Annotated in this window: 16 protein-coding genes and 1 other RNA gene; 11 read left to right on the forward strand and 6 right to left on the reverse strand. The window is 45.4% G+C overall.

All coding sequences use genetic code 11. The annotated features are described in order from the left end of the window. The 3 genes from D6856_RS15560 to D6856_RS12205 form a co-directional block, all read right to left on the reverse strand. On the reverse strand, positions 1-92 hold a 92-nt coding region (locus D6856_RS15560; protein WP_158588932.1), incomplete at its 3' end, for an IS3 family transposase. Continuing rightward, positions 65-445 (reverse strand): IS3 family transposase, encoded by a 381-nt coding sequence (locus tag D6856_RS12200; RefSeq protein WP_158588933.1) that lies wholly within the window; start codon positions 443-445, stop codon positions 65-67. The genes D6856_RS15560 and D6856_RS12200, both read right to left, overlap by 28 nt. A gap of 83 nt (positions 446-528) precedes the next feature. Beyond that, complete coding sequence (locus tag D6856_RS12205) at positions 529-1,104, reverse strand: helix-turn-helix domain-containing protein (RefSeq protein WP_120687118.1); 576 nt, start codon at positions 1,102-1,104, stop codon at positions 529-531. Between the two features lie 196 nt (positions 1,105-1,300). Between D6856_RS12205 and D6856_RS12210 the strand changes: the two genes are divergently transcribed. From D6856_RS12210 to D6856_RS12260, 10 genes are all read left to right on the forward strand, one after another. Continuing rightward, positions 1,301-1,732 (forward strand): hypothetical protein, encoded by a 432-nt coding sequence (locus tag D6856_RS12210; RefSeq protein ID WP_120687119.1) that lies wholly within the window; start codon positions 1,301-1,303, stop codon positions 1,730-1,732. An 81-nt stretch (positions 1,733-1,813) separates the two neighbouring features. Beyond that, positions 1,814-2,446: a DUF6465 family protein gene (locus D6856_RS12215; RefSeq protein WP_120687120.1), complete on the forward strand. Its 633-nt coding sequence runs from the start codon at positions 1,814-1,816 to the stop codon at positions 2,444-2,446. A gap of 5 nt (positions 2,447-2,451) precedes the next feature. Continuing rightward, entirely contained in the window at positions 2,452-2,763 is a 312-nt protein-coding gene (locus D6856_RS12220) for a hypothetical protein (protein WP_120687121.1), read from the forward strand. Positions 2,764-2,870: 107 nt separating this feature from the next. Beyond that, positions 2,871-3,878 carry a deoxyguanosinetriphosphate triphosphohydrolase gene (locus tag D6856_RS12225; RefSeq protein WP_120687122.1) on the forward strand — a complete coding sequence of 336 codons (1,008 nt, stop codon included), beginning with the start codon at positions 2,871-2,873 and terminating at the stop codon, positions 3,876-3,878. Between the two features lie 28 nt (positions 3,879-3,906). Continuing rightward, entirely contained in the window at positions 3,907-5,685 is a 1,779-nt protein-coding gene (gene dnaG / locus D6856_RS12230) for a DNA primase (RefSeq protein WP_120687123.1), read from the forward strand. 750 nt (positions 5,686-6,435) lie between these two features. After that, a complete protein-coding gene (gene rpoD / locus D6856_RS15515; protein WP_120687288.1) occupies positions 6,436-7,611 on the forward strand; it encodes an RNA polymerase sigma factor RpoD in 1,176 nt (391 codons plus the stop codon). Beyond that, a complete protein-coding gene (locus tag D6856_RS12245) occupies positions 7,611-8,507 on the forward strand; it encodes a class I SAM-dependent methyltransferase (RefSeq protein ID WP_120687124.1) in 897 nt (298 codons plus the stop codon). Before rpoD ends, D6856_RS12245 begins: the two co-directional genes overlap by 1 nt. A 33-nt stretch (positions 8,508-8,540) precedes the next feature. Beyond that, a complete protein-coding gene (locus D6856_RS12250) occupies positions 8,541-10,196 on the forward strand; it encodes a nucleoside kinase (RefSeq protein ID WP_120687125.1) in 1,656 nt (551 codons plus the stop codon). A gap of 22 nt (positions 10,197-10,218) precedes the next feature. Continuing rightward, positions 10,219-11,331, forward strand: coding sequence for an NAD-dependent epimerase/dehydratase family protein (locus D6856_RS12255; protein ID WP_120687126.1), 1,113 nt, complete (start codon positions 10,219-10,221; stop codon positions 11,329-11,331). A 47-nt stretch (positions 11,332-11,378) separates the two neighbouring features. Next, positions 11,379-12,188: a lipase family alpha/beta hydrolase gene (locus tag D6856_RS12260; RefSeq protein WP_120687127.1), complete on the forward strand. Its 810-nt coding sequence runs from the start codon at positions 11,379-11,381 to the stop codon at positions 12,186-12,188. 56 nt (positions 12,189-12,244) lie between these two features. Here D6856_RS12260 and D6856_RS12265 read toward each other — a convergent pair whose 3' ends face one another. After that, positions 12,245-13,021, reverse strand: coding sequence for a S1 family peptidase (locus tag D6856_RS12265; RefSeq protein ID WP_120687128.1), 777 nt, complete (start codon positions 13,019-13,021; stop codon positions 12,245-12,247). Positions 13,022-13,134: 113 nt separating this feature from the next. On the opposite strand from D6856_RS12265, the gene rnpB reads away from it, so the two are divergent. Beyond that, an RNA gene (rnpB, locus tag D6856_RS12270) (RNase P RNA component class A) lies at positions 13,135-13,483 on the forward strand. 109 nt (positions 13,484-13,592) lie between these two features. Here the strand turns inward: rnpB and D6856_RS12275 are convergent. Continuing rightward, the gene (locus D6856_RS12275; RefSeq protein ID WP_147367841.1) at positions 13,593-14,351 is read right to left on the reverse strand and encodes a hypothetical protein; all 759 of its coding nucleotides are present in this window, start codon (positions 14,349-14,351) and stop codon (positions 13,593-13,595) included. Beyond that, positions 14,344-14,826 carry an RNA polymerase sigma factor gene (locus D6856_RS12280; RefSeq protein WP_120687130.1) on the reverse strand — a complete coding sequence of 161 codons (483 nt, stop codon included), beginning with the start codon at positions 14,824-14,826 and terminating at the stop codon, positions 14,344-14,346. The genes D6856_RS12275 and D6856_RS12280 overlap by 8 nt, the downstream gene beginning before the upstream one ends. Between the last annotated feature and the right edge of the window lie 31 nt (positions 14,827-14,857).

Here is a 14,857-nt window from a genome sequence, read left to right on the forward strand (position 1 = left end):
CATCCTAGTTTCTCTTTGATTCTTTGTTCGTTATAATACTTTATATATCGTTCTATTTCAGATTTCAATTCTTCGTAACTGTAATAAACCACTCCATATCCATAAATGGATCCAGATAGAGCTTGTGCATGGTCATGTGACCTTTTGTATCTACTTCATAGTACTTTAGCTCTGTTGTATCGGTGGTTATTTTCTGGTGCGGTATATGGGTATTAAACCTTCTCTTAATCCTGTTAGGAGCAACGGTTCCTACTTTCCCTTTGTAGGAACTGTATTTTCTGCTCTTACGAGTAAAGGATGTCACCTGGAGTCCTAGCTTCTGCATAATTCGTTGAACCTTCTTTTTGTTGACCTTGTATCCCTGGTTATTTAATTCGCCTACCACTCTACGATAACCATAGTCCTTGTTACTCGTGCGTATAGCAAGAATCTTTTCTTCTAGCACTTTATCTGGATTCTCCCGGTCAAATCTCTTTTGCCAGTACATAAATGTTGCCTTTGGCATACCTGTATATGAGAGAAGGTCTTTTAATTTGAACTGTCTTCGGAGGCTGTTGATGATTCGCGCCGTTCTCTCATTTTTGCTTCGTCCTCTAAACGCAGCCTCCTCAGTTCTTTTAAAAATGCATTTTCTATTCTTAGCTTCAGCAGCTCATCCTCTAACTCTTTAACATGCTCTGCACTTGTATCAACTGGACTCTCAATGGGCAGAGTAGAAGATTTCTTTTCTGGCTTTTCCAATGTTTTCCTACGACCTTTCTTGTGAGGTCTCAATGCATCAGGACCTGCTACACGAAAGCGTTTTACCCAGTTAACAATCATGCCTGGATTAGTGATTCCTTCTTGTAGAGCTAAATCCTGATATGAGATTTCACTTGATAAATATAACTCTACAACAGAAAGCTTCTTTTCAAAAGAATATGTTTGGTTCTTACGGGAGCGAATTAGTCCCTCATCTCCGAATTTCTGGTAATTATGAACCCATTTTTCAATATCTCTTTGGGCGGGGACCCCATAAGTTTTAGAAAGATATCCATAACCACCTTCACCGTTTAAATAGGCTTTGACAACTTTCTTTTTGAATTCAAAAGAATACTTAGACATAAAAATACCGACCTCCAAATGTTAGATTTCCGGTCTAACTTTTGGGGGTCGGTACAGGCCTGTCGGTTTTTTTATACAAAAACCGCGCCGCCGTGGATGTTTGGTGGTGAGAAAAGTGCGTAACTGTGCTATCATAGTATTGTAGTTTTTTCAGAAAAAAGAGCCCTTGTATGGGCCGGTGAGGGAGGATAATGGCATGGAAGAGAATCAGAATCAAGAGCAGAACGTTACTTCAAACGACGCGATCCTTACGGAAATAAGGGATCTTTCCAAGAAAAGACTTTTTTATCAAAAGATATCAACGTGTTGCATAGCAGGTATGCTGGCAATCCTTCTTATATGCGTGCTGGTGATCGTGCCCAAGGTGAACGCTACTATCGTTAAGGTTAACGGCGTGGCGACCAAGGCGGAGACTACACTTGATGATGTCAGCGGCATGACAGAGAGCATTGTAAAGGCCAGCGAGAACATGAACAAGCTTGTTGATGACAACGGATCTAATCTCGCAGCAGCCGTTAAATCACTTTCAGAGATCGACTTCGAGGGACTTAACAAGGCGATCACCGATCTTCAGGATGCGGTAGGACCGATGGCGTCGCTCATGAAGAAGCTCGGCGGAGGAAGATGATAAGCCAAGGGATGATACGCATTAGCAATATCTTTTGACTTGAATAAAAAGGCGTAACGCTTGAATCAGGAGGAAATTGTTATGGGAAAGAAATCAGCAGAAGAGACTTTTAAAGAGATCGCCAAGGAAGTTACCAAGGCCGCAGAGCCTGTGATCAAGGCCGCTGAGCCCGTGATAAAGGATGTAAAAGAGGCAGCAAAGCCCTATATGGACAAGGCTGAGCCTTATATAAATGACTTCAAAGCAAAGGCAGAGCCGGTTTACAAGGACATCAAGTCCAAAGCAGAGCCCGTCTACAACGACATCAAAGCTAAGGCGGAGCCCATGTACAAGGACATCAAGGCAAAGGCAGAACCCGTCTACAACGACATCAAGACCAAGGCTGAGCCCTATATCAATAAGGCAAAAGAGAAGGCGGCTCCCGCTGCGGATGCTGTTAAAAAAGGTTCTAAGAAGGCCGCTGACGTTGCAAAGAGCGTTGGAAACGACATAAGCAAGACAGCAGCTAAGCGCAAATGCAAGGAAGAGGTTTTTGTTCAGTACAATCACCACGAGGTGAGGGCAACGGACATCGTTGAGAGAGCAAAGGCTGACTACATCGCAAAGGGCCACAAGATGACCGACATCAAGGAGATCCAGGTCTACATCAAGCCTTCAGACAACGCGGCTTACTATGTTGTCAATCACGCAGATACGGGAAAAGTTGAGTTTTAATAGTTATGGCAATTGAGTTAAACAGTTTTTTTAATCTGTCACATTACGAATACGGAGAAGCTTTTTTTGGAAGCTACAAAGGAATGAGATACAGGCTTGCGAGAGAGCCGCTTGAGAACGTCAAATTCGTTCCGGTGGATCAGAGAAGCCCCGCGACGCTCATGGCGACCGTTTGGCCTGAGCCCTATGCATACGCGCACACGGACGACAGCCTCAAGACCAGCGAGAACTTCGAGGTTTCGCAGGAAGGGCTTGAAAAGGCCGTTGAGTGGTTCAATGAGCAGTATCAGAGCCGTATTTCCGAATGGACCAAATAATTTCAAAAAATACGAAAATAAAAAAAGGAATTTGCAAACCCACGTCGAATATTATTGATGTGGGTTTTTTCTTTCCAAAAGTCACCCCACGGAAAAGAGACTTTACTTTGAAAATTCGAAAGCAGCTCGAAGAAAGAGAAAAAAAGTTCTTAAGCAAGCATGCTACTCTTAGCATGAATTCCAAAGGAAGAGAAAAAGAAGAAAAGCCATGCGACATCAGGCCGTGCTTCCAGAGAGATAGGGACAGGATCTTGTATTCCAAGTCCTTTAGACGTCTTAAGGATAAGACGCAGGTTTTTTTGTCTCCGGACGGCGACCATTACAGAACCCGCATGACGCATACATTGGAGGTTTCGCAGAACGCGAGGACGATTGCGAAAGCTCTTTTGCTTAACGAGGACCTGACTGAGGCGATCGCGCTCGGACATGACCTTGGACACACTCCCTTTGGGCATGCAGGAGAGAGAGCGCTGAATGAAGTCAATCCCGGAGGCTTTAGGCACAATGAGCAGAGTCTTAGGATAGTTGAGACCCTGGAGAACTACGGAAAGGGCATGAACCTTACGTGGGAAGTCAGAGACGGCATACTTAATCATGAGCTCAACTTAACGCCTGCGACGCTTGAAGGCAAGGTTGTAAGGCTTTCCGATAAGATCGCATACATGCATCACGACATGGACGATGCTATAAGAGGCGGTATCATGAAGGAGAAAGATATCCCCGAGAGACTCGCCAAGACGATCGGCCATACCAACGGAGAGTGGCTTGATACCTTTATCCACGACATCATCGCGACCAGCATGGACAAGGACGATATAACGATGTCTGCGGAGATCTACGAAGCATTTTTGGAGCTTCGTGAATTTATGTTTGCAAACGTCTACACGAACCCGATAGCCAAGGGGCAGGAGGGCAAGGTAGAGGAGATGATCAAGATCCTTTACAGCTATTATCTTGATCATATAGATAAGCTCCCCGATTACCTCAAAGCAATGATGGATGAGGGCGAGACCAAAGAGAGGATAGTCTGCGACTATGTGAGCTCGATGACGGACAGATACGCCGTTTCCGTCTTTGAAGAGGTTTACATTCCAAAGTCCTGGACAGTTCTTTAAATATAACCAAGTGTAGGAGACCAACTATTTGCGCTACTCAGACGACTTTATAGAAGAGGTGCGCTCCCGCAACGACATTGTGGACATAGTAGGACAGTACGTCCATCTGCAAAAGAAAGGCGCCAATTATTTTGGCCTGTGTCCGTTCCACAATGAGAAATCCGGTTCTTTTTCGGTATCGCAGCAAAAGCAGATGTTCTACTGCTTCGGATGCGGAGCCGGCGGGAATGTCATCACTTTTTTGATGAAATATGACAACTTAACATTTCAGGAAGCGGTAAAAGAGCTGGCGGAGAAAGCCGGCATGAAGCTTCCGGACGAAGACGATTCTCCGGCCGTAAAGGCCATGCGCGATAAAAAACAGATTCTTCTTGATATCAACAAGGAGGCCGCCAAGTATTACTACTATCAGCTTAGGGGTAAGACGGGGCAGAAAGGAATGGAGTACTTCCGGGAAAGAAAGCTCACCGATGAGACGATGCAGCATTTCGGACTTGGATACGCCAACATCTCGAGCCACGACCTTGTTGATCATCTAAAGGGGATGGGATACACCGATGCACAGATAATCGATGCGGGACTTGCTTCGCATGACGAGAAGATGGGAACGCATGACAAGTTCTGGAACAGAGTCATGTTCCCGATACAGGATGCTTCGCAGAAGGTTATCGGTTTCGGCGGACGAGTCATGGGGGACGGAAAGCCCAAGTATCTCAATTCACCGGAAACACTCATTTTTGATAAGAGTAGAAATCTATTCGGACTTAACTATGCCAAGAACGCCAGGGCAGGTTATATGATAATCTGCGAGGGCTACATGGACGTTATAGCCATGCATCAGGCGGGCTTTAACATGGCGGTCGCATCGCTCGGAACGGCGTTTACGACAGGCCAGGCCATGATACTCAAACGGTACACGGACGAAGTCATCCTGTCATACGACAGCGACGAAGCCGGAACCAAAGCGGCTCTTCGAGGGATCAAGATCCTGAAGGAAGCGGGGCTTCGCGGCAAGGTGCTGAACCTGAAGCCGTACAAGGATCCCGACGAGTTCATCAAGAACCTGGGAAAAGAAGCTTTTGAAGAGCGGATAAAGAACGCAGAGAACACATTCTTCTTTGAAGTAAGGATCATGGAAGAGGCGCACGACATGTCGGATCCCGAATCCAAGACGGACTTCTACAAAGAAGTTGCCAAAAAACTCTGTGAGTTCGAGGAAGCTTTAGAGAGAGAAAATTACATAGAGGCGGTCGCAGCAAGATATAACATCGCGATCGACGATCTTAGAAAGCTGGTCACATCGTACGCAGCGCAGGGCGGCATGATAAAGACTTACGATAAGCCAAGATCCGGCATACAGAAAAAGAACACGCCGGAGGACGGAGCCAAGAAAAACCAGCGGCTCCTGCTCACATGGCTTACCGATGAACCCGGGATCTTCCCTAAGGTTTCAAAGTGGATAACGCCCGAGGATTTCTCCGACGACCTTTACAGGAGCGTTGCGAAGGAATTGTTTGAAGGAATGTCGCAGGGAACATTTTCACCTGCTTCGATACTCGATAGATTCACCGATGAGGAAGAACACGGCAAGGTCGCCGAGATGTTCAACACGAACCTGATCGAGATAGAGACCAAGGAGCAGAGGAGGAAGGCATTCCACGACATAATATGCGGTGTTAAGCTTGCAGGATACGAGAGGCAAAAGAGAGAGCTTAAACCCGATGATCCGAACTTTTTACAAAAGACGATCCAGGGAAAGAAAGATCTTGAGAAGCTCACGCACGCAGACATATCGCCCGATGATTGATGGCGGCGATCATAAATAACGCATTATGAACAGACTTTTTTATCAGACATAAGTACTTAAGAGTTAGAAAAAACTATTCGAAAAGGAAAAAATACGATGGCTAAAAAAGTTGTAGAGAAAAAGGAAAAAGAGATCAAGAAGACTGCAGCTAAAAAGACTGCGGCTAAAAAGACTGCAGAGAAGAAGACTGTGGCCAAAAAGGTTGAGCCCAAGAAGGCGGCAGCCAAAAAAGATATTAAAAAAGATACAAAGAAAGAGACGGTTACAAAGAAAGTGGCAGCAAAGAAAGAAGAAGTAAAGAAGACAACAACCAAGAAAGAGACAGCAAAGAAGGAAGACACCAAGAAGACAGCGGCTAAGGCTCCCGCCAAGAAGGAGACGGCGAAAGCAACAGCCAAGAAGGAAGAGACCAAGAAAACAGCAGCTAAGAAGGAGACGGCAAAGGAAGCTCCCGCTAAGAAGGAAACAGCCAAGAAGGCGACAGCAAAGGCTGATACTAAGGAAGCACCTGCTAAGAAGACAGCTGCAAAAGAAGAAACAAAGAAGACAACTAAGAAAGAAGAGGCTAAGGAGGCTGCTCCCAAGAAGGAGAAGGCAGCTAAGGCAGATACTTCCAAGGCTAAGGAAGAAAAGCCCGCAAAGGCAGGAAAGAAAGCTGCTTCCAAGAAAGACGAAAAGGGCAAAGAGCAGGACGTCAAGGGTAATGACGGCGAGCTTGATGAAGCTACAAAGGAGCTTTTTGCACAGAAGATAAAAGAGATCCTTGCACTTGCAAAGAAAAAGAAAAACGTCCTTGAGTATACAGAGATAAGCGATTTCTTCACAGACTTAAATCTCAACGAGGAACAGCTTGATAACGTACTTGAGGTTCTTGAGAACTCCGGAATCGACGTACTTAGAGTATCCGAGGCAGACGAGGATGATATCCCCGATGATGACGATATGATCCTTTCAGATGAGGACGAGGTGGATATGGAGAATATCGATCTCTCCGTTCCCGACGGAATCAGCATCGAGGATCCCGTAAGAATGTACCTCAAGGAGATCGGTAAGGTTCCGCTTCTTACCGCAGATCAGGAGATCGAGCTTGCCAAGTCTATGGAGGCAGGTATCGAGGCATCCAAGGAGATTGCGGAGGACAAGGAAAAAGGTAAGATCACAGCAGCCAAGAAAAAAGAGCTTGATCAGATAATCTACGAGGGAGAGGAAGCCAAGAAGCGCCTTGCTGAGGCAAACCTTCGTCTCGTTGTAAGTATTGCTAAGAGATATGTGGGAAGAGGAATGCTTTTCCTTGATCTTATTCAGGAAGGTAACCTCGGTCTTATAAAAGCCGTTGAGAAGTTCGATTTCCGTAAGGGATTCAAGTTCTCAACATACGCAACATGGTGGATCAGACAGGCTATCACAAGAGCCATTGCCGACCAGGCAAGAACAATCCGTATCCCCGTGCATATGGTTGAGACCATCAACAAGCTCATTCGTGTAAGCCGTCAGCTTCTTCAGGAGCTTGGCCGTGAGCCGCTTCCGGAGGAAGTTGCAAAAGAGATGAACATGCCTGTTGAGCGTGTTCGTGAGATCCTTAAGATATCACAGGAGCCTGTATCTCTTGAGACACCTATCGGTGAAGAGGAAGACAGCCATCTTGGTGATTTCATTCAGGACGATAACGTGCCTGTACCTGCAGACGCAGCTGCATTCACACTTCTTAAAGAGCAGCTTGTTGAGGTTCTCGGAACACTTACAGAGCGTGAGCAGAAGGTTCTTCGCCTCCGTTTCGGTCTTGACGACGGAAGAGCAAGAACGCTTGAAGAGGTTGGTAAGGAGTTTAACGTAACTCGTGAGCGTATTCGTCAGATCGAAGCCAAAGCGCTCAGAAAGCTTCGTCACCCCAGCCGAAGCCGCAAGCTCAAGGATTACCTTGACTAATGCGTGATAAAGATATGAATCTTGTAGAAAATAAAATGTCAAAGCGCCTTGTGACCATCTGTGAGATGCTAAGAGGCGCAGGCGATATAATATGTAACAGTATTGCGGATGTGTCAGACTCCGCTCCTGCAGAAACGAACGTGGGAGGGCTTCGCACGGCTGATGTCGGATGCGACCACGGATACATATCTATCTATCTTGTGCAGAACAATATATCCGAGTCTGCAATAGCGATGGATGTGCGAAAGGGACCTCTTTCCGGAGCCGCCGACAACATAAATGAATACGAACTTTCCGGTCGTATTGAGACCAGACTTTCCGATGGGTTAAAAGAGCTTAAGGAAGGCGAAGTTAATTCGGTTGTCATTGCGGGAATGGGTGGAGACCTTATGAAGCGTTTGTTGGAGGATGCCGATCTTTCCGCACTCGGGATTAAGGCAGGGGTATTGCAGCCGCAGTCCGAGCTTGATCTTTTCAGAGCATACCTTAGAGAAAAAGGGTATTTAATCGCAGATGAAAAGATTGTATTCGAAGACGGCAAGTACTATTTTCCGATGCTTGTGATATTCGATGATAACTTTGGGGTATCGAAATCTTTGGAGACTTCCGAAAACATTCGAGATATGCATGCAGGCAATGTGCTTGAAAACGCAATCGCTACGCTTTGCGATAAGGGCGGCGTTTCCAAAGAGGATGCGCTTAATATTTGTAACGCATACGGAGAACACAATATACTTTCCGCGAATTCTCTTTTGCATGATTACCTTGTATACGGCAGGCAGGTCGATGAATCGATAATTAAGAGCCTTGATAAGGATGCACATGCGGAGAGACTTTCCGAGATAAAAAAAGAGTTATTCTATATTGATTCGATTTTAAAAGCAGCTTTTTTATAAAAAATAATCCGAAATCGCAAGGAGGAAAGAGAAGTGCCTGTAATTAAGATTAACGGAACAGCAAGAGAATACGATAAAGGTACAACCTACGAGGAGATTGCAAAAGAGTATCAGCATGAGTTCAGATACAGGATCGCAGCGGTTATTTTTAACGGCAAGATCTGTGAGCTTATGAAAAAAGTTAAAAGAGATGGCGAGCTGTCTTTTGTAACGTTTGGGGATGATATCGGTCACAAGACCATGAGAAGAACGGCCGTAATGATGCTTATCAAGGCGATAAGAGACGTTGAAGGTAAGAACAGCGCTCCGTCTGCCAAGATTGAGTTTCTTATCGGAAACAGCTATTATTGCACGCTTCGTGACGGTATGGAAGTTACGGACGAATTTGCGCAGAAGGTTGCCGAAAGATTTAAACAGCTTGTCGATATGGCTATCCCTATCGTAAAGAACGTATATCCTATCGATGAAGCCATCGAGCTTTTCAGAGAGCAGGGAATGACCGATAAGGTTGCTCTTTTGAAATACAGAAGAAGTTCTGAGATCAACATCTACAAGCTTCAGGATTTCTATGATTATTTCTACGGCTACATGCTTCCGAATACGTCTTATATCGAGAACTTTATGATAACGAGAAAGGGCGAGGGACTTATGCTTACCCTTCCGCCTAAGTCAGAGCCCGACAAGCTTATTATCCTTGAGGACAGAAACAAGCTCTTCAACACCATGAAGCTTGCAAGTGACTGGGGCGCAATGATGGGAATCGACAATGTCGGTGACCTCAACAACAAAGTCTGCGAAGGCAGGATCAACGAGATGATCCTCGTTCAGGAATCACTTCAGGAAAGAAGGATCGGTGAGATCGCATGCAAGATACACGATCGTCCGGACGTTAAGTTCGTTATGATCGCAGGACCCAGTTCTTCGGGTAAGACGAGCTTTGCCAACAGACTTTCGATACAGCTTCGTACGTACGGACTTATTCCGCACCCGATAAGCCTTGACAATTATTTCGTCAACAGAGAGGATACCCCTCTTAATCCTGACGGAAGCTACAATTTTGAGTGCCTCGGAGCTATGGATATCGAGAAATTCAACGAGGACATGGGTAAGCTCCTTAAGGGCGAGCGTGTCGAGATGCCTGAGTTTAACTTTATTACGGGCAAAAGAGAGATGAACGGCGAGTTCCTTCAGCTCGGAGATAACGACATTCTTGTTATCGAGGGTATTCACGGACTTAATGAACAAATGACTTATGCGCTTCCCGCAGAGTCTAAGTTTAAGATTTATATAAGCGCTCTTACAACGCTAAGTATTGATTCACACAACAGAATTCCTACGACCGACGGACGACTCCTTAGAAGGATCGTACGAGATGCAAGGACCAGAGGTGCTTCTGCCAAAAAGACCATCAGCATGTGGGATTCCGTTCGCGCAGGTGAAGAGGAGAATATCTTCCCATTCCAGGAGGATGCGGATGAGATGTTTAACTCAGCTCAGATCTACGAGCTTGCTGTAATCAAGCCCTACGCAGAGCCGCTTCTTTTCTCGATTGAAAAGGGCGAGCCCGAGTACTACGAGGCAAAGAGACTTCTTAAGTTCCTTGATTATTTTGTTAGCGTAGACAGCTCAATGCTTCCCAGAAACTCTATTTGCAGAGAGTTCGTCGGCGGAAGCTGCTTCAAAGTATAACTAGGCTTTAGAGAGTAAGGACATGAAATATACAAAAGAATATTGGGGAGACGTTGCTTCTTGTATCGGCAACATCCCTGAGATTGAAAAATTATATAACAAGAACCTACTTATAACGGGGGCTACGGGCATGCTCGCATCCCCCGTTGTTGATATTGTTTCTTTCCTTAATAGGGAAAAGAATGCAGGTATCAAGCTTATTATCGCAGGCAGAAACAGGCAGAGAACGCTTGATAGATTTGCAGGTGTATTGAATGAAGAGGACATTAAATTCGTTGAGTTTGACGCCAATTATATGTATAAGCTCAACGTGGAGGCCGATTACATCATTCACGCAGCAAGCAATGCCGATAACGGCATGTTTTTAAAAGAGCCTGCGGAGACTCTTTTTTCAAATGTAGTCGGAGTTAAGAGTATGCTTGATCTTAATGTGAAGAACAAGGGCAGCAGACTCCTCTACGTATCTTCAAGTGAAGTTTACGGAGAACTTCCGGAAAAAAGCGCCGCCTCGGAAAATACAGGCGCTGCGGTGACTTCCGGTGATGCGAAAGCTGCGCAAGCAAGTGATGCTGCGGGCAGCATGATAAAAGAGACCGACTACGGCTATGTCGACGTTCTCAGCACAAGGTCATGCTATCCAAATGGCAAGAGAGCCGCCGAAACATTGTGTTCATGCTATATTACGGAGTACGGCGCCGATGTTGTCATCGCGCGCCCCGGATATATCTACGGACCTACGATCAAGGAATCGGATAAAAGAGCTTCCGCCGCATTTACCTTTGACGCGGCAGCAGGCAGAAATATAGTAATGAAGAGTAAGGGAGAGCAGCTGCGGTCTTATTGCTATATGCTGGACTGTGCGACAGCTCTTTTGACCATATTATTAAAAGGAGAGTGTGGGCAGGCCTACAATATCTCCAATAAGGATGCGATAGTTTCTATAAGAGACGTCGCTGAGGCGCTTGCCAAGGCAGGCGGCGTTTCGGTTGTATTTGAGAATCCGTCAGATGCGGAAAAGAGCAGCTACAACACCATGAAGAATTCAGCGCTTGATGCCTCCAAGCTCGAAGCGCTCGGCTGGAAGGGCATGTACGGCCTTGATGAAGGAATACGAAAGACGCTTTTGTATCTCTGATGCGGCAGTGACCACGGGATTCCGATTCGTTTTTTGAAGGAAAGAAAATGACTATGCTTAAATATCCTATCTTTATGGTCCACGGGATGGGCTTTAGGGATCATAAGATTCTAAATTACTGGGGAAGAATTCCTGCGGTACTTGAAGAAAACGGGTGCCGCATATTTTATGGAAATCAGGACAGTACCGCATCGGCAGAGGATAACGCTGAAATGCTTGCCGGTCGTGTCAATGAGATTCTTAAAGAGACCGGTTCTCCCAAGATAAATGTGATCGCACATTCCAAGGGCGGTCTTGATATCAGATGTGCGATCTCTAAGTACAATCTCGGAGATAAAGTCGCGTCCGTTACAACGATCAGTACGCCGCATCACGGCTCGGTTACAGTCGATAAGCTGCTTAAGCTTCCCGATGTTCTTGTAAGGCTTGTTGCCATATGCACAGATATTGCATTTCGTATCCTCGGAGATAAGAAGCCTGATGCATACAGTGTTTTCAAGCTTTTTACAACTAAGGAAGCTGAGATATTCAATGAGAAATACCCCGATGCAAAGAACGTCTATTATCAGAGCTATGCATTCGTTATGAGCTCTCCGTTTAGCGATATTTTTCTTTGGTTTCCAAGTCTGGTCGTCTGGCTTATAGAAGGAACCAATGACGGGCTTTTAACGCCGAATTCGGTTAAATGGGGTAATTTTAAGGGAATCATCCGCAGTAATTCAAGGCGCGGGATTTCACACTGCGATGAGGTCGATATGCGCAGATGCAGACTCACTCGCAAGAAGGGCAAAAACGTATCCGATATCACCGACTTCTATGCGGGAGTAGTATCAGAGCTTGCGGAAATGGGATACTAGGGGGTGCAATGATACCCGGACAGCCTGAGCCGGCCGGATATTGTTTGATTTGAACTTCAATTTGCACGGAACGATATGTTGTCTGTGCCAAGGCACACGCATCCTTCATCGGAGCCGCCAAGTAGGATCCCTAAGTAGTGACCTTTGTTATCGAATAAGCCGCTTCCCGACATTCCGGGATCGACATCACAAAGACAATAGATCATATTCATATCAAAATCAGGAATAAACTCATCTACCGATTCGATCGTACCGACTGAGGCTGTTCCTGTTTTTGCTTCCATGATAAAAATATCGTCGTGAGAAAGAGGCGCTTCTTTAGATAATCTGACGCTCTCATAATCAAAAGAGTTTTTGCCTTCAAAGCCCTGTTCTTTGGAGGCTTTTTTCATGTCATTTCTTTTTATCCTGATAAGAGCGATGTCTTTTTCCTCGTTATACTTGATGACCCGGCCTTTTGCTACAAGCCCGTCGTGGAAGGTGATGGCGCAAGGGGAGAAGACCTTCTGCTGCGCCTGAGTGCTTCCTGTATCAGCTGCGCTTGACACATCCCGGGAGTCTTCATAATTTACTACATGCCCCGCGGTGATGATGTCCACATATGTGGGACTTATCCTCCATATATTTCCGCTTCCTTGTACGTCATCGCATTTAACGGTTACGACCGTCTTATAAACATAATCGATTGCCGTGCCGATATCTCCTACGGGTGCGGTTATTTCTTTTGTCATGAACTTGTTCTGTGGCCTCAGTGAGTAGATGCGGTAAGCAAACGGCGCAGAGCAGAGTATTATCAAGGCTGTTAGCAGCGCGATGGTTTTCTTTTGTGACATGATTTATCCTTATAACATTAAAATGATATCTATGTGTTGACAAAAACAATTGTTTTGCTTAAATTAGTTAGGTACTTTCATAATAATATAATATATTATTGACCGAGATAATACGAGCAGGATAGATGATCGCTGCCATGCATACGAAAGGGCATGGGAGAGGAAAGTCCGGGCTTCGCAGGGCAGGATGCCAGATAACGTCTGGCGGAGGCAACTCCCGAGATAGTGCAACAGAAATGTACCGCCAAGCTATGCTTGGTAAGGGTGGAAAGGCAGTGTAAGAGACTACCGTGCCGGTGGTAACACCGGTAGCCATGTAAACCTCATCCGAAGCAAGACCGAATAGAAAGCAATGAGTCGGCCCGGCTCGCTTTCAGGTGGGTCGCTTGAGACTGTCGGTGACGGCAGCCCTAGATAGATGATCATCCACGACATAACCCGGCTTACAGTCCTGCTCACAGCCTAAAACATTTATTGGGAACTATTCCCAATACGACAGATTAAAAAAGATTCTGTACCCGAAAAACCGGAAACAGAATCTTTTTTATTATCTTATTTAAGTTCACTTTATTTAGTTCTTGGCAATTACATCCTCGACCGCTTCTGTAAGAACTTCCTTTGAAACGGGCTCGTCGTAATATACCGCGAATGTCTCTGAGCCGTCATACCACATTGCGCTGCTAAACATATCGCCGTTTCCTCTGATAATAACGGTGAAATCGCCTATCTGTGTTTCCTCTACAACAGAATACTCCGCTTCGTCGCCTGTTAATTTAACGTAGTCTGCTTCTTGACCGGTTACCTTGAAAACAGAAGGTTCGTTGCCGGTTTCTTTGTCAGCATCTTTTTTACTGTCTGTAGGTGCGGCGTCTTTTGAACTTTTGATTTCCTGCTTGTGAACAGGGTCTTCAGCAGCCGCCTCCGTTTCATATGTCTCCTCGGCGGGAACTTCATATGCTTCTTCGGCGGCAGCTTCAGCCGCTCCCTCCGGCGCTTCAAATGCTTCCTGAGCAGGAGTCATGTTTCCGACAGCACCTTCACTCATTGCAGCGGAATCATGACGTCTGTAGCCGTCACCGATAACGGTTTTGATCGCGATACCCGATGCCGTGACGATAAGCACCGCTGCGGCTACGCTAAGCCATGTTTTGTACGTCTGAGTGTGGAAGAAACTTATTTTTTCTTTTTTGTCCGTACTTGATACTTTTTCCTTGTCGTTACTTTTTGTATCTGTGTTACCATCAAGTTCATCCTCAATATTTTGAAGGATTCGATTTTTCATGTCTTCAGTAACGACAATATTATTCATTAGATCATTGTATTTACCCAAAGTCATATTCCTCCTTCAAAATTTTTTTGAGTTTTTCTCTGGCTCTTTTCAGATCTGATCTTATGGTGGATTCTTTTCTTTCTAAGATTGCCGCGATGTCGACGGTGGAGTAGCCTTCCTGATAGTATAGGTGTACAACTTCGGCATACTTCTCGGGAAGAGATTTAACTGCTTCCCAGACAAAAGAAAGTTCCTCCTTTTCCTCGGAAACCAGGCCCTCCATCAGTTCGTCGGTTTCTCTTAGTTTGTTGTACTTTATTTTGTTTTTGCTTAAGTTGATGGCAACCCTGAGTAGCCATGCCTTTTCATGCGACTCATCATTATAATCCGAGTCTGATTTCAGATATTGTATAAGCGTATCTTGCAAAATATCTTCCGCATCTTCCATGTTGTGAAGATAGGAATACGCCGTTCTTAGTATGGCATTGCCGTATTTTTCCAAAAGAATTGCCGCTCGATCGCGATTTTTACCCATGTTAATCCCCAACTAATCTGTATTTTAGACT

The sequence above is a fragment of the Butyrivibrio sp. XB500-5 genome, assembly GCF_003625505.1.
Classification (GTDB): domain Bacteria; phylum Bacillota; class Clostridia; order Lachnospirales; family Lachnospiraceae; genus Butyrivibrio.

What these genes read in the sequence shown, in the direction of transcription:
- D6856_RS12205 (WP_120687118.1), bottom strand. Translation starts at nt 1,104, where the DNA reads ATGTCTAAGTATTCTTTTGAATTCAAAAAGAAAGTTGTCAAAGCCTAT.
- D6856_RS12210 (WP_120687119.1), top strand. Translation starts at nt 1,301, where the DNA reads ATGGAAGAGAATCAGAATCAAGAGCAGAACGTTACTTCAAACGACGCG.
- D6856_RS12215 (WP_120687120.1), top strand. Translation starts at nt 1,814, where the DNA reads ATGGGAAAGAAATCAGCAGAAGAGACTTTTAAAGAGATCGCCAAGGAA.
- D6856_RS12220 (WP_120687121.1), top strand. Translation starts at nt 2,452, where the DNA reads ATGGCAATTGAGTTAAACAGTTTTTTTAATCTGTCACATTACGAATAC.
- D6856_RS12245 (WP_120687124.1), top strand. Translation starts at nt 7,611, where the DNA reads ATGCGTGATAAAGATATGAATCTTGTAGAAAATAAAATGTCAAAGCGC.
- D6856_RS12255 (WP_120687126.1), top strand. Translation starts at nt 10,219, where the DNA reads ATGAAATATACAAAAGAATATTGGGGAGACGTTGCTTCTTGTATCGGC.
- D6856_RS12260 (WP_120687127.1), top strand. Translation starts at nt 11,379, where the DNA reads ATGACTATGCTTAAATATCCTATCTTTATGGTCCACGGGATGGGCTTT.
- D6856_RS12265 (WP_120687128.1), bottom strand. Translation starts at nt 13,021, where the DNA reads ATGTCACAAAAGAAAACCATCGCGCTGCTAACAGCCTTGATAATACTC.
- D6856_RS12280 (WP_120687130.1), bottom strand. Translation starts at nt 14,826, where the DNA reads ATGGGTAAAAATCGCGATCGAGCGGCAATTCTTTTGGAAAAATACGGC.